This window comes from Bacillus sp. NP247 (genome assembly GCF_018966865.1).
GTDB lineage: Bacteria > Bacillota > Bacilli > Bacillales > Bacillaceae_G > Bacillus_A.
On sequence record NZ_CP076653.1, the window covers coordinates 181,204 to 206,064 of the forward strand.

The 24,861-nt window shown below is 33.2% G+C and carries 35 protein-coding genes and 4 pseudogenes; 17 read left to right on the forward strand and 22 right to left on the reverse strand.

The window, feature by feature from the left end; all coding sequences use genetic code 11:
- Positions 1-35: 35 nt before the first annotated feature.
- From KPL75_RS00990 to KPL75_RS01000, 3 genes are all read right to left on the reverse strand, one after another.
- Positions 36-224, reverse strand: a complete 189-nt coding sequence (locus KPL75_RS00990) for a DUF3970 family protein (RefSeq protein ID WP_002110407.1) — start codon at positions 222-224, stop codon at positions 36-38.
- Positions 225-293: 69 nt separating this feature from the next.
- Positions 294-1,079: a class I SAM-dependent methyltransferase gene (locus KPL75_RS00995; RefSeq protein ID WP_219919050.1), complete on the reverse strand. Its 786-nt coding sequence runs from the start codon at positions 1,077-1,079 to the stop codon at positions 294-296.
- Between the two features lie 187 nt (positions 1,080-1,266).
- On the reverse strand, positions 1,267-1,641 hold the full coding sequence (locus KPL75_RS01000) for a hypothetical protein (protein WP_016095638.1): 375 nt from the start codon (positions 1,639-1,641) through the stop codon (positions 1,267-1,269).
- 485 nt (positions 1,642-2,126) lie between these two features.
- Here KPL75_RS01000 and KPL75_RS01005 point away from each other — a divergent pair, with 485 nt between their 5' ends.
- The 9 genes from KPL75_RS01005 to coaW all read left to right on the forward strand — a co-directional run bounded on the left by KPL75_RS01005 (position 2,127) and on the right by coaW (position 8,436).
- A complete protein-coding gene (locus KPL75_RS01005) occupies positions 2,127-2,279 on the forward strand; it encodes a YqbF domain-containing protein (protein WP_080001761.1) in 153 nt (50 codons plus the stop codon).
- Positions 2,280-2,449: 170 nt separating this feature from the next.
- The gene (gene exsC / locus KPL75_RS01010) at positions 2,450-2,884 is read left to right on the forward strand and encodes an exosporium protein ExsC (RefSeq protein ID WP_219919051.1); all 435 of its coding nucleotides are present in this window, start codon (positions 2,450-2,452) and stop codon (positions 2,882-2,884) included.
- A 294-nt stretch (positions 2,885-3,178) separates the two neighbouring features.
- Complete coding sequence (locus KPL75_RS01015; RefSeq protein WP_219919052.1) at positions 3,179-4,381, forward strand: MFS transporter; 1,203 nt, start codon at positions 3,179-3,181, stop codon at positions 4,379-4,381.
- Positions 4,382-4,548: 167 nt separating this feature from the next.
- Positions 4,549-4,851, forward strand: coding sequence for a hypothetical protein (locus tag KPL75_RS01020; RefSeq protein ID WP_219919053.1), 303 nt, complete (start codon positions 4,549-4,551; stop codon positions 4,849-4,851).
- Positions 4,852-5,029: 178 nt separating this feature from the next.
- A complete protein-coding gene (locus tag KPL75_RS01025) occupies positions 5,030-5,392 on the forward strand; it encodes a hypothetical protein (RefSeq protein WP_219919054.1) in 363 nt (120 codons plus the stop codon).
- A gap of 146 nt (positions 5,393-5,538) precedes the next feature.
- Positions 5,539-5,736 carry a hypothetical protein gene (locus KPL75_RS27780; RefSeq protein WP_002147229.1) on the forward strand — a complete coding sequence of 66 codons (198 nt, stop codon included), beginning with the start codon at positions 5,539-5,541 and terminating at the stop codon, positions 5,734-5,736.
- 197 nt (positions 5,737-5,933) lie between these two features.
- Positions 5,934-7,133: an LL-diaminopimelate aminotransferase gene (locus KPL75_RS01030; RefSeq protein ID WP_219919055.1), complete on the forward strand. Its 1,200-nt coding sequence runs from the start codon at positions 5,934-5,936 to the stop codon at positions 7,131-7,133.
- A gap of 55 nt (positions 7,134-7,188) precedes the next feature.
- Entirely contained in the window at positions 7,189-7,587 is a 399-nt protein-coding gene (locus KPL75_RS01035; protein ID WP_219919056.1) for a 3-hydroxyacyl-ACP dehydratase FabZ family protein, read from the forward strand.
- 27 nt (positions 7,588-7,614) lie between these two features.
- The gene (gene coaW, locus KPL75_RS01040) at positions 7,615-8,436 is read left to right on the forward strand and encodes a type II pantothenate kinase (RefSeq protein WP_219919057.1); all 822 of its coding nucleotides are present in this window, start codon (positions 7,615-7,617) and stop codon (positions 8,434-8,436) included.
- Between the two features lie 15 nt (positions 8,437-8,451).
- Here the strand turns inward: coaW and KPL75_RS01045 are convergent, their stop codons facing one another.
- The 7 genes from KPL75_RS01045 to KPL75_RS01075 form a co-directional block, all read right to left on the reverse strand.
- On the reverse strand, positions 8,452-8,961 hold the full coding sequence (locus KPL75_RS01045; RefSeq protein WP_219919058.1) for a 2'-5' RNA ligase family protein: 510 nt from the start codon (positions 8,959-8,961) through the stop codon (positions 8,452-8,454).
- Between the two features lie 117 nt (positions 8,962-9,078).
- Entirely contained in the window at positions 9,079-9,558 is a 480-nt protein-coding gene (locus tag KPL75_RS01050; RefSeq protein ID WP_219919059.1) for a CcdC family protein, read from the reverse strand.
- Between the two features lie 50 nt (positions 9,559-9,608).
- Positions 9,609-10,271, reverse strand: coding sequence for a DUF4052 family protein (locus KPL75_RS01055; protein ID WP_219919060.1), 663 nt, complete (start codon positions 10,269-10,271; stop codon positions 9,609-9,611).
- Positions 10,268-11,140, reverse strand: coding sequence for an ABC transporter ATP-binding protein (locus KPL75_RS01060; RefSeq protein ID WP_219919061.1), 873 nt, complete (start codon positions 11,138-11,140; stop codon positions 10,268-10,270). The genes KPL75_RS01055 and KPL75_RS01060 overlap by 4 nt, the downstream gene beginning before the upstream one ends.
- Positions 11,137-11,517, reverse strand: a complete 381-nt coding sequence (locus KPL75_RS01065; protein ID WP_219921048.1) for a GntR family transcriptional regulator — start codon at positions 11,515-11,517, stop codon at positions 11,137-11,139. The genes KPL75_RS01060 and KPL75_RS01065 overlap by 4 nt, the downstream gene beginning before the upstream one ends.
- 95 nt (positions 11,518-11,612) lie before the next feature.
- Positions 11,613-12,128: a DinB family protein gene (locus KPL75_RS01070; RefSeq protein WP_002147220.1), complete on the reverse strand. Its 516-nt coding sequence runs from the start codon at positions 12,126-12,128 to the stop codon at positions 11,613-11,615.
- Between the two features lie 15 nt (positions 12,129-12,143).
- Positions 12,144-12,737 (reverse strand): DUF4825 domain-containing protein, encoded by a 594-nt coding sequence (locus KPL75_RS01075; RefSeq protein WP_219919062.1) that lies wholly within the window; start codon positions 12,735-12,737, stop codon positions 12,144-12,146.
- A gap of 452 nt (positions 12,738-13,189) precedes the next feature.
- On the opposite strand from KPL75_RS01075, the gene KPL75_RS01080 reads away from it, so the two are divergent.
- The 7 genes and pseudogenes from KPL75_RS01080 (at position 13,190) to KPL75_RS01110 (ending at position 14,329) form a co-directional block, all read left to right on the forward strand.
- Positions 13,190-13,330, forward strand: a complete 141-nt coding sequence (locus KPL75_RS01080; protein ID WP_219919063.1) for a YrzI family small protein — start codon at positions 13,190-13,192, stop codon at positions 13,328-13,330.
- Between the two features lie 27 nt (positions 13,331-13,357).
- A complete protein-coding gene (locus KPL75_RS01085) occupies positions 13,358-13,501 on the forward strand; it encodes a YrzI family small protein (RefSeq protein ID WP_000142704.1) in 144 nt (47 codons plus the stop codon).
- A gap of 26 nt (positions 13,502-13,527) precedes the next feature.
- Positions 13,528-13,655 (forward strand): annotated as a pseudogene (locus KPL75_RS01090) (YrzI family small protein).
- Positions 13,656-13,681: 26 nt separating this feature from the next.
- Entirely contained in the window at positions 13,682-13,825 is a 144-nt protein-coding gene (locus KPL75_RS01095; RefSeq protein WP_219919064.1) for a YrzI family small protein, read from the forward strand.
- A 26-nt stretch (positions 13,826-13,851) separates the two neighbouring features.
- Complete coding sequence (locus KPL75_RS01100; protein ID WP_219919065.1) at positions 13,852-13,995, forward strand: YrzI family small protein; 144 nt, start codon at positions 13,852-13,854, stop codon at positions 13,993-13,995.
- 25 nt (positions 13,996-14,020) lie between these two features.
- Positions 14,021-14,161, forward strand: coding sequence for a YrzI family small protein (locus KPL75_RS01105; protein WP_002147207.1), 141 nt, complete (start codon positions 14,021-14,023; stop codon positions 14,159-14,161).
- 27 nt (positions 14,162-14,188) lie between these two features.
- Positions 14,189-14,329 (forward strand): YrzI family small protein, encoded by a 141-nt coding sequence (locus tag KPL75_RS01110; protein WP_002110425.1) that lies wholly within the window; start codon positions 14,189-14,191, stop codon positions 14,327-14,329.
- 229 nt (positions 14,330-14,558) lie between these two features.
- Here the strand turns inward: KPL75_RS01110 and KPL75_RS01115 are convergent, their stop codons facing one another.
- Entirely contained in the window at positions 14,559-15,644 is a 1,086-nt protein-coding gene (locus tag KPL75_RS01115) for an AI-2E family transporter (protein ID WP_000837889.1), read from the reverse strand.
- A 149-nt stretch (positions 15,645-15,793) separates the two neighbouring features.
- Between KPL75_RS01115 and KPL75_RS01120 the strand changes: the two genes are divergently transcribed.
- Entirely contained in the window at positions 15,794-16,615 is an 822-nt protein-coding gene (locus KPL75_RS01120) for an HNH endonuclease (RefSeq protein WP_219919066.1), read from the forward strand.
- A gap of 228 nt (positions 16,616-16,843) precedes the next feature.
- On the opposite strand, the gene KPL75_RS01125 is transcribed toward KPL75_RS01120, so the two are convergent.
- The 11 genes and pseudogenes from KPL75_RS01125 to KPL75_RS01175 all read right to left on the reverse strand — a co-directional run bounded on the left by KPL75_RS01125 (position 16,844) and on the right by KPL75_RS01175 (position 24,846).
- The gene (locus KPL75_RS01125) at positions 16,844-16,936 is read right to left on the reverse strand and encodes a putative holin-like toxin (protein WP_001289318.1); all 93 of its coding nucleotides are present in this window, start codon (positions 16,934-16,936) and stop codon (positions 16,844-16,846) included.
- A gap of 138 nt (positions 16,937-17,074) precedes the next feature.
- The gene (gene ssuD / locus KPL75_RS01130; RefSeq protein WP_219919067.1) at positions 17,075-18,187 is read right to left on the reverse strand and encodes an FMNH2-dependent alkanesulfonate monooxygenase; all 1,113 of its coding nucleotides are present in this window, start codon (positions 18,185-18,187) and stop codon (positions 17,075-17,077) included.
- A gap of 76 nt (positions 18,188-18,263) precedes the next feature.
- A complete protein-coding gene (locus tag KPL75_RS01135) occupies positions 18,264-19,112 on the reverse strand; it encodes an ABC transporter permease (protein WP_219919068.1) in 849 nt (282 codons plus the stop codon).
- Between the two features lie 16 nt (positions 19,113-19,128).
- A complete protein-coding gene (locus KPL75_RS01140) occupies positions 19,129-20,115 on the reverse strand; it encodes an aliphatic sulfonate ABC transporter substrate-binding protein (RefSeq protein WP_219919069.1) in 987 nt (328 codons plus the stop codon).
- A 17-nt stretch (positions 20,116-20,132) separates the two neighbouring features.
- The gene (locus tag KPL75_RS01145) at positions 20,133-20,888 is read right to left on the reverse strand and encodes an ABC transporter ATP-binding protein (RefSeq protein ID WP_219919070.1); all 756 of its coding nucleotides are present in this window, start codon (positions 20,886-20,888) and stop codon (positions 20,133-20,135) included.
- Between the two features lie 195 nt (positions 20,889-21,083).
- A pseudogene (locus KPL75_RS01150) lies at positions 21,084-21,404 on the reverse strand (DUF402 domain-containing protein); the annotation flags it as partial.
- 143 nt (positions 21,405-21,547) lie between these two features.
- Positions 21,548-21,775: pseudogene (locus KPL75_RS01155) on the reverse strand (DUF402 domain-containing protein); the annotation flags it as partial.
- A gap of 181 nt (positions 21,776-21,956) precedes the next feature.
- Positions 21,957-22,443 (reverse strand): annotated as a pseudogene (locus KPL75_RS01160) (NUDIX hydrolase).
- Entirely contained in the window at positions 22,436-23,491 is a 1,056-nt protein-coding gene (locus KPL75_RS01165; RefSeq protein ID WP_219919071.1) for a hypothetical protein, read from the reverse strand. Before KPL75_RS01165 ends, KPL75_RS01160 begins: the two are co-directional and overlap by 8 nt.
- A 12-nt stretch (positions 23,492-23,503) precedes the next feature.
- Complete coding sequence (locus KPL75_RS01170; protein WP_219919072.1) at positions 23,504-23,977, reverse strand: tetratricopeptide repeat protein; 474 nt, start codon at positions 23,975-23,977, stop codon at positions 23,504-23,506.
- 173 nt (positions 23,978-24,150) lie between these two features.
- Positions 24,151-24,846, reverse strand: coding sequence for a phosphopantothenoylcysteine decarboxylase domain-containing protein (locus tag KPL75_RS01175; protein WP_219919073.1), 696 nt, complete (start codon positions 24,844-24,846; stop codon positions 24,151-24,153).
- Positions 24,847-24,861: the final 15 nt, after the last annotated feature.

Below are 24,861 nucleotides of genomic sequence, written 5' to 3' on the forward strand. Positions count from 1 at the left end.
CAAGGTGGTGAAACGAAGATAATTAAAAAAGCCGCCTATTTATTGGCGACTTCAATCTTCTTATAAGATAAATATGCTAGTACATTTTTGCTTGAATCATATTTCGGATTATTCCCTTTTCTCGGTTCTCTCATATGTGTTTTTTCAAACCCAGGAATGTCAGGCATTTTCTCTAAAAATTCAAGCATCTCTTCCTCAGTTCCCTCAATACGTACACGAATCATTATTACTATTCCTCAATTCTCATTTTCTCTGTACTAAGTATATCGTACATCAGAAAGACTGCAAGAAATTTATCTTTTTAATGTTGAGCTTTTTTTACATACGAACAGTGCCATTTCAGTATAGAACGATTCTATTTTATTGTTTTCAAATTGAATCTTGAAAAATTCCTGCATTTCATTTGATGTTTTCATCATACACTCTGTTAACTTTACACGTTTTTGCATAGGAACATCCATCATATCGCACCACCAATCAAAATCGAACTTCTTGTCAAAAGTATGACATGACTGCATTTGCAAACCATGTTTCTCTAATAAAGTAATCCATTCTGTTTTTTTCAAAGCTCGTTCATGGCTCGGATCTCTCTTCTTTTCGATAAAGTTATAAAATGTATCAAATTCATTATTTTCTGGTGAAACGTTATCAATTAATATAAATACTCCATTATCTTCTAACGTTCGATTTACTTCAAAAATAAATTGCAAAGGATCAACAAAGTGATGTGCTGCAATTCGGCATGTAATTGTATCAAAGGATTCATCAGCAAATGGTAAATTTTCTGCATTTCCTGCTACAAATGATACATTTTCATGCCCATTCCCTTCTATAAAACCTTTTGCTTTTTCTAACATTTTTTCTGTTAAATCAAGAGCGACTACCTCTTTAAACATTGGGGCTAACAAATTTGCAACATGTCCACCACCAGTAGCAATATCAAGAAGACGAGTATTATGACGAGTTTCAACTTGCTGAACTACATATTGTAAATCCGGTCCTTTTGCATGAATTTTACTTTTCACATACTTCTCTGCATTACTACCAAACTGTTGTTTCACAAGCTCTTCTTTACTCATTTTTATCATCTTCTTTCTATAAGTATTCATATAATTAATAAGTTCTCTTTATATAATTTCAAATCCTCTTTTAGGATCTATCCCTTATAAAAGAGGACTAGTATCAAAATAAAATAACTCGTGAATTTTTATTTTCAAAACAAAAAAAGGTTACGGGAACAAATCCCATAACCTCGAAAAATAACTCTTACATCGTGGTACCTATATATACGTCTAAATAATTTACATTCTCCTTTAACCTCATAAAAATTTCTACTTCGTTAGGTGTAGCCTCTCTTGCATACAATCCAAATTGATTCATGCCAACCCATATCCAGCCTGGTGAATTATAAAGCATATCAATGTTGAAATGCTCCAACTTAGTAAGTTCTGATCTAATAAATTTATCCCTAACGGCGATTTGCTTATCTATCAAACCATATTCTTTTCCATTTTCGAATAGCGATATAACCTTTCCTACAAGTGAATGTTCACGAACAATAAAGTGATATTCCTTTTCATCTATATTCGCCACAATCATACGAGTATCAGATACATCAAATCTAAAATTCGGTATATTCATTTTGATCAGCTCCTTTATTGGTTTCACCAATATCATAACAAATGAATATTTAAATAATGTTGATATAATGTAAAAAATATAAAAGCTGACTTCCCTTTAGAAATCAGCCTTTACACATTATTCACCTTTAAATTCTTTACAAATTTTTATAACGTTTCTTTCTCCTCTTCATTTTCGGAAACTAAATTCCCTAAAGCATCCACCGTAACTTCAACTACAAATTCACAAATCCCTGCTACAACTTCTCCAATTACTTCCTCCATCTTTCTACCTCCTTGTTTTATGTAACCTATTTGTAGTATAGGAGATATTGGTTAATTTTAACTATCGTTAAAGATGACAAAAACATTACAGATTTGTAAGCTGTTTCAATGTTTTTTTGAATTTATACTTCTTCCCTTTGAAACTTTAAGTATTATTAACAACCAGATAGGTCATCATAATAGAAAGTATTTAAGAATCCTAATTTAAAGGAGGCGTGTAAAATATACTACGTAAAATTAATTAAAGGCCAATCTTTCTATGCTTTTGATCATCGATTCTTAGTGTCTCATGAAGAAGAGGTTTCGGAAAAAATTTTTAATTACTTACGCCGGAATGAATTCTTCGAAGTACGTAAAGAAGAATATTCTGCCTAAAGTATGAAAAGCATCAAAAAATGACTCTCATAATTGGGATTTTTTCTTGATGCTTTTATATTATCTCTCTATATTCAACATTACTCCTCAATTCTCTTAAAATCTTATAGTATATGTCCAAGCTAATTCATCGTTACCTTCATATTTTAGTATATGAGGAGGTGACGAATATGACTCATATCATTGATTACCAAGCTACTCAGCCTTTAAATAGAACTGGTGAAACAACTTTTGTAATTCCCGATTCCCCAGAAAAAGCAATTCTAGCAAATATTAAATTAAAAATTTCAAGAAGAGATTCACGTAATAATCGAGTAGAATTAATTGCAACAGTTGGGGTTAAAGGTATAACTGACATAGCACAAATATTATTTAGAATTTTCCGTGACAATACAGAAATCTTCAACGCTCAAGTAGGGATTGAATCTACAGGTTCTGAGCAATTTTACGCGCAAACATTTCAAGCTATAGATCAAGATGTAAGCTGCGGGACTCACGAGTATTCATTAACTGTGGAAAATCTAACAAGTGCTGCAAGTGCAGACATTGTTGGCCCTCTGTCTTTTAGCGGTTTAGCTATTGGACAAGATCATAAGTGTTGCTAATTTAATCTATTTTTGTTTTTTCGAGAAAAGTAAGACGTATTATCTGCGTTCTTACTTTTTTTATTTTCTCCACACTTACCTTTCCTTTGAATTTACTTGTGAATTCTTTGTATTTTTAGTTACCCATTGTATCACTTAATTCATCATTTTTTTACAAATCAAAAAGATTGAAATCCATTAATGAAACACGTAATATAGACTCTGACTCTAAAAAAGTTCGTATAAAAATACTACATAAATAAGGAGGTTTTATATACGAGTTTTTCACTTTAAAAGACGGAGAGGTTTTACATTATGTGGCGTAATAAAAATGTTTGGATCGTTTTAATTGGGGAGTTTATTGCTGGCCTAGGGTTATGGCTTGGTATTCTTGGCAACCTTGAGTTTATGCAAAAATATGTCCCTTCTGATTTTATGAAATCAGTTATATTATTTATCGGACTATTAGCAGGTGTTCTAGTTGGTCCTATGGCTGGTCGTGTCATCGATCAGTATGAAAAGAAAAAAGTTCTTCTTTACGCTGGATTTGGTCGTGTTCTTAGTGTTATTTTCATGTTTTTCGCTATTCAATATGAAAGTATCGCCTTTATGATTGCTTTTATGATTGCACTTCAAATTTCAGCGGCATTTTATTTCCCTGCATTACAATCTGTAATCCCACTCATCGTTCGGGAACATGAACTATTGCAGATGAACGGTGTACATATGAATATCGGTACAATCGCTCGTATTGCAGGTACTTCACTGGGTGGAATTCTTTTAGTTGTAATGAGTTTACAGTATATGTATGCCTTCTCAATGGCAGCATACGCTTTATTATTCCTCTCAACTTTCTTCCTACAATTTGAAGATAAAAAGTCAACTACATCAAGTAAAGAATCAGCTAAAGATAATAGCTTTATGGAAGTATTTCGTATTTTAAAAGGAATTCCTATTGCTTTCACAGCACTTATATTAAGTATTATCCCTCTATTATTTATAGCTGGATTCAATTTAATGGTTATTAACATTAGCGAAATGCAACACGATCCAACGATTAAAGGATTCATATATACAATTGAAGGTGTAGCATTTATGTTAGGTGCCTTCGTTATTAAACGTTTATCTGATCATTTCAAACCTGAAAAGTTACTATATTTCTTCGCAATTTGTACCGCTTTTGCACACCTTTCATTGTTCTTTAGCGATATACAATGGATGGCTCTTACATCGTTTGGTTTGTTTGGCTTTAGTGTCGGCTGTTTCTTCCCTATTATGTCGACAATTTTCCAAACGAAAGTAGAAAAAAGCTATCACGGCCGCCTCTTCTCATTCCGTAATATGTTTGAGAGAGTTATGTTCCAAATTGTCTTACTTGGAACTGGCTTCTTCTTAGATACGATTGGGTTACAATATATGGTTCTCATTTTCGGAGTCATTTCATTGTTAATTATTTTCATTTCCCTATCTAAACAGAAACAATATGAAAAACAACCTTCGCAATCTGCGAATTTATAAAACTAATACTTCTTAGGAATGGATCCAGTATTTTAATATGGCTCCATTCTTTTTCAATTTCTAGGATTGAAATTTATATGCTTTGTATAGTTCCAATTTTTAAAGGAGTATCCCCTACTACTTTCGAATACAATAAATTATAGATTCTTCAAAAAGGAGCTGTGGAAATGTCTGCTGGTATGCAATTATTAATTACCCTTCTGTTTTCATTCGTTATGTTTGGCGCCCTTAATTTTTTAGTCATTTCCCTATCTCAAAATAACTTTAAAAGAAGGATTGTTGCAGGTTTCTTATTCTTACTGTTAACTCCCATTATCTTTTTGACTACTACAGCATTCGCTACCATATTCGATAAAGGTGGATTTGGCGCAGCTAACCTAGCCTTCATTATTGCAAATATGTATGTTGTAAATGGAATTGTCATTCTTCTTTCCGCTTCATTTATCCTCAAAAGACATAACATAAGATAGAGTTCTAGGCATGAATCTGGTATTACACTAGATTCATGCCTTTTCATTTTGAAATCCCACCCTTTTCCAAATTTTTATGTGAAATTTATTAATTCTTTATAAAAATTTAAACTTTATTCATTACAATATTCTTATTGTATTCGCACGTTTATAAAAAATAATAAGAAAGGAGTACACAATGAAAAAGTTTCTACTTATTTTCCCTATATTAATCGTTCTACTTAGTGGATGTAGCAATAATGATATATACGACTCTTGGGAAGTCATTGATAATAAAAAAGGTGAATGCCCTGTGTATTATAAATTTGAAACAGTTGTAAAAGAAGAAAAGAAAGAAAAGGTTGTTCACAATTTAGTGGAAATGCAAACAACCAATAAAAAAGAGGATTTATATAAAGGTTCATTTGTCAAAAATTCTAATGTATATCACATTGATTATGGTAACTCATTTACATCGGATCAAACTTTAAAGGTTGTCGATGATAAATTAAATGTATACTTTTTGACAGCCGAAAAATTATGTACATATAAAAAGAAATGATTACATTTCAGATGAGACGCAGGAAATATTTTCTGCGTTATTTTACTTTAGAAAGCTTTCTCAAAAACATTTCCCTCTTTTAAATATTTTAATTTGAATGTATCGTTATTTAATAATCTAAATAAACTCAATGTGAGGTGCTTATTATGAGAAGTTTAAGTTCATTACTTATATCAACAATTTGTTCCGTAATCCTAACCCTATGGAATGTCCTTTCACTTTATGAAAAATTTACGACAGGAAATTCATACTATTGGATTAGCGGAATACTAGGCTTTGTTTTCGTATTCTTTTTCATTCAAAACATGCGAGATATACTTAACAAAAACTATAAAACACCCTAATCCGTATAGAAAGATATAATAGACATTTCAATTAACCATTCTAGCCTATATACAGTGCCCTCTTTCAACATAGACAAATCCTCCCTCTAAATTTGTCAATCGTTTTAATTTTCATAAAAAAATGATAAAATATAAACATGTGTTTTCAGAATAATTAAAAATGCAGAAAGAAAACACTGTTTTTAGGAGGGGTTTTAATGACTTACACGTTAGCAACTAGAATGAAAGCATTCCAATCTTCTATATTTAGTGAATTAGGGGCCTATAAAAAAGAGAAAATTGCAGCAGGTCATAAAATGATTGATTTAAGTATCGGGAATCCTGATATGCCTCCTGCTGATTTCGTAAGAGAAGCTATGGTACATACAGCAAGTGAAAAAGAAAGCTACGGATACACATTAACTGGTATTCAAGAATTTCACGAAGCTGTAACTGAATATTACAATAACACTCATAACGTTATATTAAATGCTGAAAAAGAAGTTTTATTATTAATGGGTTCACAAGATGGACTCGTTCATTTACCTATGGTTTATGCAAATCCGGGAGATATAATATTAGTTCCTGATCCAGGATATACAGCTTATGAAACAGGCATTCAAATGGCCGGTGCAACATCTTACTACATGCCATTAAAAAAAGAAAATGATTTCTTACCTAACTTAGAAGTTATCCCTGAAGAAATCGCCAATAAAGCAAAGATTATGATTTTGAACTTCCCTGGAAATCCAGTTCCAGCAATGGCACATGAAGATTTCTTTAAAGAGGTAATCGCATTCGCGAAAAAACATAATATTATCGTTGTCCATGATTTTGCTTATGCTGAATTTTATTTTGATGGCCAAAAGCCGATTAGCTTCTTATCTGTACCTGGTGCAAAAGAAGTTGGTGTAGAAATAAACTCTTTATCAAAAAGTTATAGTTTAGCAGGTAGCCGTATTGGATATATGATTGGTAATGAAGAAATTGTCGGTGCACTTACACAATTTAAATCTAATACAGATTACGGTGTGTTCTTACCAATTCAAAAGGCTGCATCCGCTGCATTACGAAACGGTGCTGCGTTTTGTGAGAAAAACCGTGCTATTTACCAAGAGCGTAGAGATACTTTAGTTGATGGATTCCGAACGTTTGGCTGGAATGTCGATAAACCAGCTGGAAGTATGTTCGTTTGGGCTGAAGTTCCGAGAGGATGGACTTCTCTAGATTTCGCTTATGCACTTATGGATCGTGCAAATGTCGTTGTCACACCAGGCCATGCATTTGGTCCTCACGGCGAAGGCTTTGTACGTATTGCACTTGTTCAAGATAAAGTAGTATTACAAGAAGCAGTTGAAAACATTAAAAATAGCGGTATTTTCTCTATTGAAAAAATAGAAGAATTAGTTAAAAATTAATAATAACTCCCCTGCTTAACTTTAGCAGGGGTATTATTATTCCTGGAGGTACGATATGAATATTAAAGATACTCTTCCCCATCGCTATCCATTTTTAATGATCGATAAAATTACAAATGTTAAAGAATCTCAATCAGCTACAGGATACAAACTGATCACAAATAACGAGTGGTTTATTAATAACAATCAAAACTATATGCCTCATATGCTAATTGTAGAAGCACTGGCTCAACTTAGTGCTTTTGTAAGTATAGATGAATCTGAAGGACTTGGTTTCCTCTCCTCTTTAGACGGGGTGGTATTTCATGAAAATGCGTATCCTGGTGATAAACTTGACTTACATTATGAATTAACACGTAACAGACGAGGTTTTATTCTTGGGAAAGGAATTGCCTCTGTAAACGATCAATCAATCGTTACCATTGAAAAGCTATTAATATATCAAGCTGATTAAACATATTACATAGTAAGGAGTAGAAAAATGCGGAATGTTGTTGGTATTGATGCTGGGGGAACATTAACAAAAATTGCTTACTTTAACGAAATGAACAGATTAGTTTTTGAAAAATTTTATTCATATGAACAAGAAAGAATTAAAGAATGGCTTCATAATAATAATTCAATTACACAATTATGCATTACAGGTGGTAAAGCTAAACAGTTAGAACAACTACTTTCAGGTTCATATGAAATAGTAGAGTTAAACGAGTTTGAAGCTACTTTAGCTGGAGTACGATACATACTAAAAGAAGAAAAACTTGCTATAAACAACTTTGTATTAACAAATATCGGTACAGGTACTTCCATTCACTACGTTCACGACAAGCAATACGTTCGCGCTGGTGGAACTGGAGTTGGCGGTGGTACTATTATGGGTCTTTCAAAACTATTAACAAATATAGATCATTTTGAAGATGTGATTCCGCTTACGAAAATTGGTTCAAGAAAAAGTCTAGATATTACAGTTGGAGATATTTATGGCGGGATTCTCTCCCCTATTGATAATAACTTAACTGCTAGCAATTTCGGAAAAGCGACCATTACAGATTCAAATTATAGTAGTTCAGATATACTAGCTACCGTTCAAGGACTTGTCGGTGAAGTCATCACCGCATTAAGCCTTCAATTCGCCGAAGCGAAAAATATTGACCATATCATTTACATCGGTTCTACTCTATGTAATAACGTACATCTTCAAAATATTATAAGTAGCTATACAGAATATCAAAACAAAATACCAGTCTTTTTACAAGACGGCGGTTATAGTGGTGCGATTGGTGCTTTACTTCATGGTACGCAATAAAAAAGCTGACTTTTGTCAGCTTTTTTGCAATGGTACTTCAAATTCAATAATTGATTCTCCATTCTCACCAATTCGTTCCACACTAATCCTATTGATTACACAGTTCAACTTCTCATGAAAACTAGGAATCTCCTTCGCTATTTCAGTTGCTAACTCAGGGCTACTTTCTCTTCCGACTGTTACATGCGGTATGTACGGAATGTCTCTTTTCAAAAATCGTAATAAGGGGCCTGTATACAATTTATCATGTAGTTTTTCTATTTGTTCTTTACCCTTTTCAACTCCTAAAAACAAATAGTCTCCTATACTAGTTACACCACTTGCAAACTTAATCTCAATTGTACCTATCCCTTTTGACATATTCGAAATATGTGATTTCAATTCATCATTTGAAATATTACTTTCAAAAGGAAATACACTTGTTATGTGGGGAGGAATTAAACCAAATAAAGGGTCGTGTATTTCTCGAATACTTTCTATCTCATCAGTAGACATGTTATTTAGAAAAAGTAAAATTGTACGCATTTTTATATCCTCCACTCTCCTCAATTTTTTATATTTATCATATTGCATGGTAGCTTGCACTTCAACAAGTTATTTCACTTACATAGAAAAATAAAAAACTTCTCAAATGAGAAGTTTTCATATAGCATGATTATTATTTTCCCGCCAAACTTTCCTAAACTTTATATAACAAGCAATCCTCCACGGAATAATATAAGACACCGCAACAACGTAAAATAATAAGCCTATTGTTTGCGGATCTAAGCCAACAATATATTGTCTTGAACTATATCTTAAAATAACAATTCCGATAAAAGTAATTAAAAAGGCAGCACTTTTTTTCGTATAAATGTTTCCGTCTTCTCTTCGCTCATAGTTTGTTAGAAATATAAGTGGGATTGCGAAAATCACCCCAATGGATGCCGCTATAGTCACTTGTAATATAGCTGGATGTACTGGGCCAAAAAACAATAAAATACCCGGTGTTAAAAATAGTAATGGCCACAAAATACGTTTTCCCTTTCCCTTTATCGGCTTATACATAGAACGATATCGTCGCCAAAAAATTAGCAGTGCTACGCATAAAAAGACTGTTATTAGTGAAGATGTATCTCCCATTTATTTTTCCTCTTCTCCCAAAGTATATATTTAATTACACTTTAAATCGTTTACTCAAATGATACTTTTCGAATGAATATACCGCTAGTCAAGATATAGACGACAGTTAATCCAATTGAAATGGCAGTAAAATATGGAATATCTATTAAAGATAGATTAGATGTAGAATTTAAATCCTGTATTCCTACTTCACCATAAAGCACACTATTCAATGATATAAAAAGTGTTCCTCCTACCATAAGACCAATCCACTTAAACCGTTTCTTAATTACTACTGCTACTTGAAAGAAAGTTGCTATTGTAGCATACAATAATAGTTGTACAATAAACTGTTCTACTGAGTGTTCTCCTAGACTAGTATTTGTTGTACTGTACAATGTATTTTGTAAAAGAATCACTTGAAGGAATGAGAAAACCGCAGCCTGTAATATAATATAGCAAACTGATCCAATGAAAAACTCTAACCTCGTTACTCCAAACGAAACAGCTAAACGAAACAGATCATCCTGTATAATGAAAGAGCTTACTACTATAAAAAATATAATTACAATCGAAGGATTACTTAAAATATGTTGTAAAAATCCTTCCTTTATTCCTTTTAAATCCATTGCACTTGTTATTCCTTTTATAAGTAATGCTGCAATCCAAAATATAATAAATGCATTATAATGAAAATTTATATGTAACTTCAACTGCTTCATTAACATCGTCATTTCACTTCACCACCAGTTATATGAATAAATAGTTTTTGTAATGTAATTTTATCAACTACTAATCCTTCTTTTTCAAGAGAGTAATAATCTTCATTAGTAAGTTCTTCCCATATAACAGCAATGCCCTTATTTCCATAAACTTCTCGATTTATAACTTTTTTATTAATCGAAAATGCATCTACCTTATCTTTTTGTCCTGAAATTATATGCCCCTGTTGTAATATATCTTCCACTGATGATTGAACAACTAGTCTTCCTTCTTTTATGATGATTACATCTTCAATTACATGGGTTACTTCTTCTACTAAATGTGTTGATAATATAATTGTTCGGGGATACTCACCATAATCTTCTAATAGCAAACTATAAAACAACTCTCGATGTGCTGCATCTAAACCGGTAGTCGGCTCATCAAAAATAGTAATTGGTGCCCTACTTGCTAGTCCTTGAATAATTCCTACGACTGTTTGCATGCCATGTGATAGTTTATGGTATTTCTCTGTCATATTAAGCTGAAATTTATCTGCAAGTTCTTCAGCATACTTTCCATCCCAATTTTTATAAAACATGCTACACATCTTAAAGATTTCTTTTACTTTATAACTTAAATGAGCTTCTTCTTTCACTCTAACGAAACAAATATTTTGCATCGCTTTACTATTTTCAAATACATTTTCGCCAAATACAGCTACGCTTCCACTACTTGAAATAATTTGACCAGCAAGTATGTTTAATAATGTCGTTTTCCCTGCTCCGTTTCTTCCAAGCAAACCATATATTTTATGCTCTTCCAATGAAATTGTTACTTCATTTACAGCTAGTTTCTTTTTATATTTTTTGGACAATTTTTTCGTTTCAAGTGCAATCATTCCTCTTTCGCCTCCTTTGTAATTTTTTGAATCATATCCATTAATTCTTCTTTAGAGATTTCTAATACTTTTGCTTCTTCCCATACTTTAGGTAAATACTCTGTCATAAAAGCATTTTGCCGCTTCTTTAATACGACTTCCTTCGCACCACTTGCAACAAACATTCCAATCCCTCTCTTTTTAAATAAAATGCCCTCATCCACTAATAGATTTACCCCTTTCGCAGCAGTTGCCGGGTTAATTTGTAGCATCTTAGCAAATTGATTTGTCGATGGAACTTGTTCTTCTTCAAGTAATATGTCTTTTAAAATATCAGATTCAATAGTTTCTGCAATTTGTATGTATATTAATTTATTTTGCTCCAGAGTTGGTTTCACCATTTCACCACCTTAGGTTCATAGGTTCATTACTTATGCAACTAACCATATCACATCACTTTATTTTTTACCATAATTTTCATAAAAAAAGAGAATCATTCGATAATGAATGACCCTCTTCTGAAAATTTCCGTATTTTCAATCTTCGTTCTCAAATCTTTTTCATTGATACCATTTTGACAAAAGTTAAACCTCTCTCGCTTTAAAGATTTCGTTCGGTCTACTACTTGCCCCAAATGATAACTTGTGTGCTCGACTAAGTGTAATAAGCTATGCAAATCAATATCGGTTCTTCCTTTACATGCTTTTATATACCTGTTTCCCCATTCACGAAATACTTTTTCTACAATTTCCAGCAGCATTTCAGAATTTAATGCCTTCTTTGGAAAGTACTCTTCAATCCCCTTTTCAAAATTCACATTTGGATTCGAGTAACGAATCGTATTTCTTTTTACATGTTCGCAGATATGTAATACTATACCTCCAATTGAATTAGCCTCACCATCTCTTTTCCACAAGTCTTCCGCATTTAAACACTTTATTACTTGTGTTAGCTTTGGTAAATAATGATCATACATTCTGAAATAAGAAATTTTATAAACAAGCTCCATCTTTCCCCCACCGTCTCACTTAGTTTCCTGTATAGGATGTTCATCAAAGAATTGTTTCCGGAAATTTTTATTATTAACAAGCGCTACTATTTTTTCTAAATTACCATAAAAGAAGTTCATTATGATTCCCTTATTCCATATTTGATCGCCTTTCGGAAAATCATTAAATTCTTTATACAGTATGGGTAAGAGTTCTTCTCTTTTCAGTGTAAAATTCTTAGTTTCCAATTGAAACTCATACCCTTTCGCATTTGGTACTAAAATTGCAAGATAAATAGCATTAAAGAGAAAGTTCTTTTTCATCGTATCCTTTTCGTCAAACCAATACGTCTCAATCATATCTTCTGTTAATTTATCGTTCTTTTTTTCACCGTATTTCACTGCAATTTTCTCATTTTTCAAGCTTATACTTTGAACTGTTTCACCACCAGGTAAACTTTTAACAATTGCAGACACATCAGAATTATTTCCAACGTACGTCCACGTATATTTCTTAAAATCCGCTGGTCCAATATCTGATATTTCTTTTATTCTCCCTCCGTTAGAACAAGCAGTAACAAATAAAAAAATTGTTAGCATAACACCTGCTATTCTATTCATATAGTTCATTAGACACCCCCAAGTTCTATTTATTATCCAATCTATACAATGTATCCCTTAAAAACCCTTTAAAATATACGCATTTTAATCAAAATTAAAAATTTTCAATTTTTCTGTTTACAATTATCCATTAATTGTATATACTTACTAACGTAAGAAAAACATTCTAAAAGGAGGTCGAAGAAAATGATGAAATTACAATTACATGCTTTAACTTTATTGTTAACTGCACCTGTGTTTTTCGGACAATTAAATATGAATTCGACCACCCTAACGGAGAATTGAAAATCGTACTTTATTTCTATTAATTCATAAATTCGCCACAGGAGGTCGTATACTTTCCTGTGGCTTTTTCACGCCCAGCCGTAGGAGAACGATATCTTCCTGTGGCTTTTTTGTGCGATTTTTTGTGCGATTTTTTAGTCTCTTACATTATTTTTTAAAGGAAGGAGCAACATTCGATGACTATTAGCGTATTGTTTTTAAGTATTACGATTCAAAGAAATACACTTTCCAAAGCTGAAATTCTTCATAATGAGCAAATTGCAAAAGCTATGAATGATGTTAAGGAGCGCCAAGTGCTTTATTGTGATCTCCTGTAATTCCTTTTCGAAAGGAGGAATTCGTCTATGACTTTTCATATTTTCTTTTTTACGACAGCACTTCAGAAAAAAACGTTATCTGAAGCTGAAATCTTTCGTAAACAACAATTAAAACAAACTATGGATAAAATAACGGACATTAAAAGTTCGTATTATACACAAATGTATTAATTTTTTTTAAAAGGGGCAATATCCTAATGAAATTTAAAGCTTTCTTTTTAACGATTACCATTCAAAAGATGAACTTTCTCGCGAACAACAAATTAAAAATATTATGGACGGAGTAAAAGAGCGTCAGTCCTCTTATTACAATCGTCTTTACTAAATAAATTATAAAGGGGTAATATCCTAATGAAATTTAAGGCTTTCTTTTTAACGATTACCATTCAAAAACGTAAACCTTCAAAAGCTGAAATCTTACGTGAACAACATATCAAAAACATTATGGACGAAGTGAAAGAGCGCCAGTCCTCTTATTACAATCGTCTTTACTAAATAAATTATAAAGGGGCATTATCTTAATGAAATTTAAAGCATTCTTTTTAACTATCACTATTCAAAAACGAAAATTTACTAAAGCTGAAATCTTACGTGAACAACAAATTAAAAATATTATGGATGATGTGAAAGAGCGCCAGTCCTCTTATTACAATCGTCTTTACTAAATAAATTATAAAGGGGTAATATCCAATGAAATTCAGAGTATTATTTTTAACTATTACCATTCAAAAAAATAAACTGTCTGAGTCTGATATGCTTCATGACCGACAAATTGAACAGGCTATGGACAACGTAAAAGAACGACAAAGTCATTATTGTAGTCACCTGTAATTCCTATTCGAAAGGAGGAATTCATGTATGAAGTTTCACCTTTTCTTTTTAACCATTACGATTCAAAAAGAAACTATATCTGCAAATGAAGTACAACAAGAGGTACAGTATAAAAAGATTATAGATGAAATTCGTGATCGTAGAAGCAAGTACTACACTCACCTATAATTGTTTGAACTTATATTAGAAATGAAAGGAGTCGATTATGATGTTAATGACGCGGTGTAAAGAAATGATTTGGATAGTTCAGAGGGATTCCACGTAGTTTAACAGGAATAATTTATACAAGTGCTGCAGTTAATTTGATGTGTGAAAAATATATAATAATACGTATTTCATACACTCTAAAAAACAAAAGATACACCACTATTAAGCGGTGTATCTTTCTCAACATATTCTATTTCCGTTTACTTCGTTTCGTCTTAAACAATCTCACTAAGTTCGAAACAACCGTTTTTGTTACCGCATAAGCTGGTACTGCTAAAATCATTCCGATAATTCCCGCGAAATTACCTACCCCTAAAATAAGGATGATAATTGTTAACGGATGGATATTTAATTTTGAACTCATAATACGCGGTGAAATGATGTTACTTTCAAACTGTTGTACGATTGTTACTATAATAATTACGTACAAAGCTTGCATCGGAGATACGAACAGACCTATAATGACAGCTGGTGCTGCTCCGATAAATGGACCTAAGTTCGGAATTATATTTGTAAATGCTGCGATAATTCCTAAAACGAAAGCATACGGTAAACCGATGATTAAATAACCAGTAAATGTAAAGGCACCAATAAACATACAAACGAGCGCTTGACCTTGAATATATGCAGATAATGTTTCGTTCGTTTCCTTTATGATACGAAGTCCTTCTTCACGGTAAGACTCTGGTAATACACTAACAGCTTTCCCTGGAAATGCATGTCCATCTTTAAACATATAAAATAAAATAAACGGTACTGTAAAGATAACTAACGCCACGTTCGTGATAATACCAAATAAAGCCGTTGCACTCGACGTAAGTGTGTTTGGTATTTCCTTTAAGTATTCAATTGCATTTTTCTCAATTGTCTCAATGGAAACGTAGTTTTGTGTAGATAGCCATTCAAATAATCTATGATGGGATAGATCTTGTATGTATACTTTTCCCTCTTTTATATAAGTCGGCATGTTTTTCACTAAATCCATTAGCTGTTGTGAGATGGTTGGAACAACTACTCCAATAGCAACTCCAGTTAATGTGATGATAAAAAGATACAGTAGTAAAATCGCTAAACCTCTAGGTACTTTTTTATTCTCCAAAAAGACTAACAATGGATTAAATATGAAGTATAAAAATAACGCGATTAAAATTGGGAAAAATAATGTTGATATGAAGATACCAATCGGTTGAAATAGAAACGATATTTTTGTGCAAATAAATATAATTCCTACAACCATCAGCACTTCTAATGTCCAAAAGTGCACTTTCGATTTCAAAAAAACGTCCTCCTTTAAACTAGCACTTCTCTTCATTGTACCAAATTAAACTTAGATTTCACATAATATTTTCCTTTACAATATTCCAAAATCCCATTAAATACACTACAATGAGATTACAGACAAATTTGCAGGTAAAGGTGATAAATATGACACAATGCATCATTTGCAGAAAAGATACGAAAGAACTTAGTGAACAATATGTCATTCCAGAGATATTATGTGGATATTATTTCACAAACTCAATTTGTGATTCCTGTCATGAACATATGACAACAAATATTGACCGTCCTTTAATTAGGCATAAACTAAGTCAATTTAAGATTGAGCAAATGAAAAAACAAATCGACTCCCCTCTCTATACGAATGAACATGGTGAGGAGCTAGCAGCCGCTGAGACAGATGTAGTCGAAGTAAGTGATGAGATACTTTATTCCAATGCATTAATTATGAAACTATGTAAAAAGCACGATATTTCATTACATAATGAAATCTGGAAAGAAGAGCGCGTAACAAAAGTAGCTAGTTCTATTCAACGTGAATTGCTATTAGATAACCGTAAATATAAAATGAGTGTATTAAAAATGGCTTATACTTTTGCTGTACAAACAATTGATGGCTACTTTGACGATCCAGATGCGATTGATATTTCTACCATTCTATTAAATGCCGATTTTATGGAATTAAAGGAAAAGAGTATCGTTCGTGACTTAAGCAAAAGCTCTTTATGGAATACATTAAATACAACGAGTGAAAACCATTACTTTATTTTACTTAGTGATAAAGACGGTCTGTTCTGCTTCATTCGCCTATTTGATATTTTTGATGTTGTTGTTCATTTATCAGAAAAAAGATACAATCTTTCATCACCAATTGTCGGCGTAAATAATGTAGACAAAAAAGGATTTTTTGTGGAAAGTTTAAAACAGTATATGGATGGGCTATTTAAAGAAACTACACGTTCTATTTAATCCACATAAGAACATACGGTCTCCTTTCTTCATGAAAAGACACTGTGTTATAATGAGTATGAAAAGAATAATACAATCACATAAAACAATTAAAAACTGTATATAAATAAAAAAGACTAGTGTGCGGCTACACACTAGTCCACATAACTTAGCAGATTGGATTGTTCATTTATCCTATTTGTTTCGTACAAACACAACAACCCACATTCTATCGGCATAGGTGGGTTGTTATTTTTTGAGCTTGTCAATTAAGACGACAATAAACGTTAACAATGCAATGAGAAACAGTCCACCTTGCAGTAACAACGCAATTTCACTCACTTATTATCACCCCCCTCCTACTCGGAGAAGTGATAATTGAACAACCAACCGTACCATAAGTTACCTCTTAATTTTATCATATTTTCTGATAGTTTACGATGAAAACCCGCAAGCGAATTACTTGCGGGTTTTTTCTCATTATTTTTCTAATGCATATGCATCAGCTATCATTTCACCAACAATTTTATTTTTTTGTTTCTTCTCGTCTTTCAACAAAGGGAATAACAGTTCTGCTACTTCATATGCTTCTTCTAAGTGAGGATATCCTGATAAAACAAATGTATCGATTCCTAGGGATTCATATTCTTTTATTCTTTCCGCTACTGTATGCGGATCTCCTACAAGTGCAGTACCTGCACCACCTCTTACAAGTCCGATTCCAGCCCATAAGTTAGGACTTATCTCTAACGACTCCCTTGTTCCTTTATTTAAATGTGTCATCCGTTTTTGACCAACTGAATCATATCTTGCAAATGTCTTTTGAGCAAGCTCAATTGTTTGATTATCTACATATTGAATTAAACGTTCTGCCTCTTCCCATGCTTCCTCTTCCGTTTCTCGAACGATAATGTGTAATCGAATACCGAATCGCACAGTACGCCCTTTCGCTTCTGCAAGTTTTCTTACTTCTTCTATTTTTTCTTTCACTTGCTCTGGTGGCTCTCCCCACGTTAAATATACATCACTATGTTCCGCAGCAACTTCTTTACCCGCAGCTGATGATCCGCCGAAATATATAGGTGGATAAGGTGTTTGAAGTGGTGGAAATACAACTTTACTATCCGTAACTTTAATATGTTTTCCTTCTAAAGAGATTGTCTCACCTTGTAAAGTTGACTTCCAAACTGTCAAAAACTCATCGGCTGCTTCATATCTTTCATCATGTTCAAGGTATAGTCCATCTCCTTGTAATTCAACTGGGTCTCCTCCAGCTACAACATTAATAAGCAGTCTCCCCTCTGAAATTCTATCAAATGTTGATGCCATCCTTGCTGCAACTGTCGGTGACATCAGTCCTGGTCTAACTGCAACTAAAAATTTTAAATTCTCTGTTTCAGCAGCAAGAGCTGAAGCTAATACCCAGGGGTCTTCACACCCTTGGCCAGTTGGAAGTAAAACACCCGTATATCCTAAATAATCAGCTGCCCCGGCAACTTGTTTATAGTAGCCATATTCAGCTGCTCTTCCTCGTTTTGTCGTTCCTAAATATCGACCATCTCCATAAGCCGGAATAAACCATAATATTTCCATACCTTTACACACCCCTTTTTTATTTTGAAACGTATAACAAATCGCTCCATATAAATTACCCCTAATAATTTATATGTTAATTTCCTGTCTCACCCTTAAAATTATCTCGCCATCTTAAAAACTTCACTTCTAGTAAACGTACAAGTGAATCAGAAAACTTTCCAACAAATGCAAAGATAATAATACCGACAAATACGATGTCTGTATTGGAGAATTGCCTTGCGTCCATAATCATATAGCCAATACCTTCTGTAGATCCCATCAGTTCTGCTACTACTAAACTTACCCATACAACACCTAAAGATAATCTTGCCCCAAGTAAAAGGTTAGGCAATGCTGCTGGTAAAATTAGTTTCGTAATTAATTTCCGTCTACTAAACTCTAACACTCTTGCAACATCGAATAACTTTGAATCTACACCTCGTATTCCTAAAAAAGCATTTACGTATAATGGAAAAAATGCCCCGTCTGCAATAAGTAATACTTTTGATGTTTCACCAAAACCGAACCATAATACGAAAAGCGGCGCAACTGCTAAATGCGGTACAGTTCTTAACATCTGTACAGACGGATCTAAATATTGCTCACTTCTCGTTGAAAATCCAACAATCGTTCCTAAAATGATTCCTAAGCTCCCGCCGATAAAGAAACCAGCTGCTGCCCTAAATACACTAATACTTAAATGACCGAATAACTCTCCTGTTTTTATAAGTTCTTGAAAAGCTAAAAATATATCTAATGGCGTTGGTAAAACTGTTTTAGAAACAAGACCGAATACACCGGCCAACTGCCAAATCATTAATATGATAATCGGTATAGTAATTGCCCTTACTAAAACTTTTAAATTTAACTTTCGCACTTTCTTTACATTATTTTTCTCGATCGTTATCCTCGTTGGTTTCATAACCGCTTTCGTGTTTTCCAATTTACAAAACCTCTTTTCACTTCGCCTTTAACGCTTTTTCTACGAAAGAATTATCTACAACTTTTTCAGTCTTAATTTCTTTCTTTATAGAACCGAGCTTATATTGAAAATCTGCTGTCTTTTGCTGTTCTGCTATTATTTCCTTCGTAACTGGAACTAAAATTGGTTTATCGTGATTGAACACTTCTTTTACAATCTCTGCATTTATTTTCTTTGCAGAAGTGTATATTTTTATTGCTTCATCCAAGTTTTCATCTTGCCATACACGTGCTTTTTCATAAACTTTGAGGAATTTCTCAACTACTTCTGGATGCTCTTTCGCAAATTTGGTCCTCGTAATTAAAAATTCTGGTGAAGAGACATTTAATGTTTCACCATCTGCAATCACCTTCGCCCCTTTATTTACCGTATGTAACGATATGAAAGGATCCCAAATTGCCCAGGCATCTACCGATCCTGATTCGAATGCAGGCTGTGCTTCATCTGGTTGTAACTGAATCACGTTTACATCCTTCGCATCGATGTCTTCTTTATCTAGTGCTCGATATAATAAATTAAAAGCACTACTTCCTTTTGCTACTGCAATTTTTTTACCTTTCAAATCTTTTACACTCGTAATCTTGCTATCTTTTTGAACTAAAATTCCAGTTCCTTTTCTCGCATAGCTTGTATTTGCAATTTCCGTAAATCCTATTCCTGCTGCTTGCGCTGAAATAACTGGAGAATTTCCGACTTCACCAAAGTCTAACCGATTCGATGCAATTGCTTCAAAGTAAGGAGGGCCGCTTTGAAACTCAGTCCATTTTACTTTCACGCCCTCCTTTTTAAACTCTTCTTCAAACCATCCTTTTTTCTGCGCTAATAATAGTGGACTTAATCCTTGCTGTATACCGATTTGAATTGTGATATCTTCTTTCTTGCCATTAGCTTTACTGTTTTCGCAGCCTATTAAAAATAGGAAAAGTGCAATTACCAAATAGATACCCCTCATATTTCTATTCATTTATATTTCCCCTCTCCTTATATACTTTTTTGAACAAGTCCCCCATGTTCAAATTGTTGTAAAACTTTCGTTCGCAATTGCTGAAATGATGAAGAGGTTTTACTTCGCGGATACGGTATATTGTTTTCAATGACTTTATGTATTTTTCCCGGCTTTGCACGCATAATAATAATTCGATTCGAAAGATAGATTGCTTCGTCTATATCATGTGTAACAAAAATCATTGTCGTTTTCTTCTGTTCCCAAATATTTAGTAACACTTCTTGTAAATGACTTCGAGTAAATGCATCAAGTGCTCCAAATGGTTCATCAAGTAATAATACATTGGGATCCCTTAGCAATGCCCTCGCTATCGCAACACGTTGTGACATCCCGCCTGATATTTCTTTTGGATATGATTTTTCAAAACCTTCTAGCCGAACGATCTCTATCCATTCTTTTACCTTATCTTTTACATACTTATCTTTTAACGACAAATCTGCAGCAATATTTTCTTCAACTGTTAACCAAGGAAAAAGGCGATGTTCTTGAAATATAAACTCTTGTTTCTTACTTGGTTTTTCAATACGCTCTCCATCAATGATAATTTCACCTTCAAAATCATTATCTAGCCCTGCTACAATTTTAAGAAGCGTACTTTTCCCGCACCCACTCGGACCAATTACCGTTACAAAATCTCCTTTCTCTATTTGAAATTGAATGTTTTCTAACACTTGAACGTTCCCTGTTTGTTTTACGAAATATTTTGATACCCCTTTAATTGAAACAGCCACTCCTTTACCCTCCTTAAAACAAATCATATAGATTAATTGATTAAGCCATTTTATGTAACTAAAAAAACCAAAGGCATTTCATCACTCGATGAAATGCCTTTGGTTTCTCCAATCAGCTATACGTTATGGAATTAACTACATATTATACAAATATTTCCGATAAGTCAACTAGGGTTTTAAAAAGAACACATATCACTATTTGGTTTTGTATGCAAATAAACTCCCTTTTTCTTTAAATATAGTCTCAGTTTCTAAAATCATACGAGGTAACAAGACATGGATAGTATCTGTTAATACGTTAAGCGCTTCTTTCACATAACCACTCTCAAATTGAACTAACGGCTCAGGTAATTCGTCTTCATCTAATATGAAATATTCATTACTAGGAAGAACCATAATATCAATAATCAAATCTTCAAATGATACTAACTCCTCCCTTATATGTGTATTTTTTACGATATTAAAATAGGCCCCTAAATAATGCCCTATCTTATCTCTCCATATGTATAAAGTGAAACTTTAATCAGTGGGGGTTTTGTTCATCCCCACTGATTATTAGCCTTCACCAATCGGGCGTTTACGGGCAGTCGATCTCCCACCTAACTTCTTTGCTCCACCTGAATTTTGAGGTGGGAGTTTTACTGCCCGTTAATGCGGGATAAATTGTACGAACGATTCTCCCAGTAATATGCGGTTGTATAACTACCTTTAGGAATAGTTAATTTTGTTTCTTTTGCAGTCATTGTAAAAGAATATTGTACTTCATGAAATAGCACGATTTTTTTCGGCTGTGCTTCCACTAATAAACAAAGGTGATCTACAGTTGTAGAATCGTACCGTATTTTTCTTTCTATAATTTCAATCCTTTGTGTAGGTAAACTATTCATTTTTTAGGTTCCCCTTATATCATATAATACGTCTATTTTTCATTATAGCCTTTACATCCCTGATTAAGAAAGGGTTCAATTACTCATTATATTGTTTGTTGTGGATACATCAATATAATTCCCTTTACTATGCCGCATCATAAAAACTCCTTCTATTATGGAAGGAGTTAATGAACCAATACTATTTTATTAACCACGATTCATATAGCTTTACTTCTAAAGGAAACTCATTCGTTTTCAACCACTCCACTGCACTACATACAAGCTGAGATGAATTGTCTTCTGTAATGCTTTCTAAAGAAATCCATCCCGCACCTAATGAATCTTGCCCTTCAAATTGTTCAGGTACTATGAATTCACCTTCGCACTTTTCAACGATATAAAGCACTGCAATATGATGTACATGTGTGTACTCCTTGAATTTTGATGGAAATTGAAAATCAATTGTACCTATTTGTTTTACTACCTTCACTTTCATCCCAGTCTCTTCTTCAATTTCTCTATGAAGTCCATTTAATAACGATTCACCTTCTTCTAAGCTACCACCTGGCAGATCGTAACGATTATTATATGGTCCTTTATTTTTATCGATTACTAATATGTTTATTATTTTCGATACAAATGCCGTATACACCAAATGCACGATGATATTTTGTAACTTTACTCATGTTTTAACTTTCCCTTAACAGCATCATAAAATTTCCGTTCAGCGTCTACATTTAAGTGAATACGACTTACTGTTTTAGAAAATCCATATAACAACTGTGCTTTAATTGGCTCTTTTAACGTTATTTCAAAAGTGGCAGGTTCTTTTATAAATTCCATAACAGTTGCGTCAAGAACCTCTTTCTCTTCTTCTTTCATTAAAGGTTCGCCTTTATAAAACGCAATGTTATCAATTTGTGTATACGGTATAACGATTTTCTTTCCTAATCCAATTTGAATGATCACTTTTTCTTCCGCAACGATAATTGGATTTTTACGCATCGCTTGGATTTCAGCTAAAAAATAAAACATCGCATATATGTTCAAAATGAGTAAAATCCAAGCTATAACTGGATTCCATTGATGAAGTAAATAATGAAAACCGATACTTTCAATTAATGTTGCATGAATAATCATGATATAAACACCTATTGCACCGGTCTTCTTATGATATGAATATGTGAATTCATTTTCTAGTACTTTTTCACGCCACGATAAAAAAGCATAATAGAGTAATTTACACTCTGTTAGAATGATATTTACTGTCTTACTTCTCTTCATATTAACATCAAATGCTGCATCAATCGCATAAGAAAATGAAGAATGCTCACTTCGATATTCTTTATATCGTTTTATTATTTTAGGAAGTACTCTTATAATTTTATATATAAGAAACAGTTCAAAACATACAAACGCAATTTCTCCAGCAACTATTACATACGAAACAAACGAAAAAGCTTGTAAATAATCACTAGGAATTATAAATCTTGCGACTACGTATCCAGCTATAACTACAGGAAACATATACGTTAACGAATATCTTTTCCGTATAATAAAGAAATATGTGATAACCGGAATTACAAACATAAAATCTAATAATGAACCGAGGACTACTTCTTTCGGGGCAGCTGGTACTATTGGAAGGGCATACAATAAATAGTTTGATAACATAATTAAAGAAACGAGTCCAATCCAAATACCTTTTTTCCTTCGTGAAATTGATGGGTTCATTCCTTCTCTCCTCTATTTAAAGACCTCATTTAAATTATCTTTATAAAATGAGATAGCACGTTCAAATTCTTTTACCTCATCTACTTTTACGACCGTTTCAAGCAATAATTTCACCGCTTCTTCATGATCTTTCACATTGTATTTTGCTAATGATAAAAACACTTTCATTACATCATTTTCCGGGAACTTCTTTATCCCTGCTTCTAATACAGTAATCGCTTTATCATATTCCCCTATACAACGATACGTACTGCCAAGACCGATATACGCACCACGAAGGGATTCACCATCAAGTCCGTTCGCAATTGCCTGTTCATAATAAGGAACCGCCTCCGTTTCAAGACCCATGGCATCATGTATCCAAGCGCATTGATATAGTACTTCTGCATCCCTCGTAAAGTTTGTTAATCCTATAAGTATCTCTCTAGACTGCGCATATTTTTTTTCATTTCTAAGTTTAATAGCTTGCTTTAATAAATGTTCCATACAATCCACTCCTCACAAAATGTTCATTATGCATATATCATGTATTACACATTTACGGGCAGCTAATGGCCTATTCTATTGGTTCGATTTAATAATCAGTGAGGGATACGTTCCCCCACTAATTTAATATTAACTCCATTATATACTATGCAACTACGGCTCTTTCTAAAAGCTTAAATTTCCATAGCAGTAATACGATTGCATAAATGCTCTAACATATTGACAATTTCTTTTGCAGTTTCATCTTTCCCATTACATAACTTCACATTACCATCTTGTCCAATGACATGATGCACAGCGCCGCGAGAATATAAAGAATGCGGTGAGTTCGCTACCATTACACTCGCTTTTGCATCTTCCATCCTTTTGCTTGCTCTTTCAATAAGTTCTGCTTCATTTATATCACTTTCAAGTTTAAAGCCAACGAGTATCGTTTCTGGATCCCAATTCTTTATTTGTTTTAATACTTTTGGTGCTTTTTGAAAATGAATAATCGGTGCGATATCACTTGAAATCTTTCCGTTCATATTAAGAACAGTTCCATCTTGATCACAAATTTTTTCAACAACCCAATCTGAGCCAGCAGCAGCCATAATAACTGCATCTACTTTTTCATGTGTAATAATACTTTTCATCTTATCCTGTAAATCAATAATCCCCTCAAATGGGTGCAATTCTAATTGGTTATTTACATCCATTGGCTTCTCAGCAAAATAGCCATGCAAATATATAACATTAGCTCCTTTTGTCATTAGCTCTTCTGCAATAATTCTTCCAATCGTACCTTTTGCTAAATTTGTATGTCCGCGTACTTGGTCCCATTTTTCTAGGCAGCCGCCGCTCGTAATTAATACTTTTTTCCCCTGCATAATAACCATCCCTTA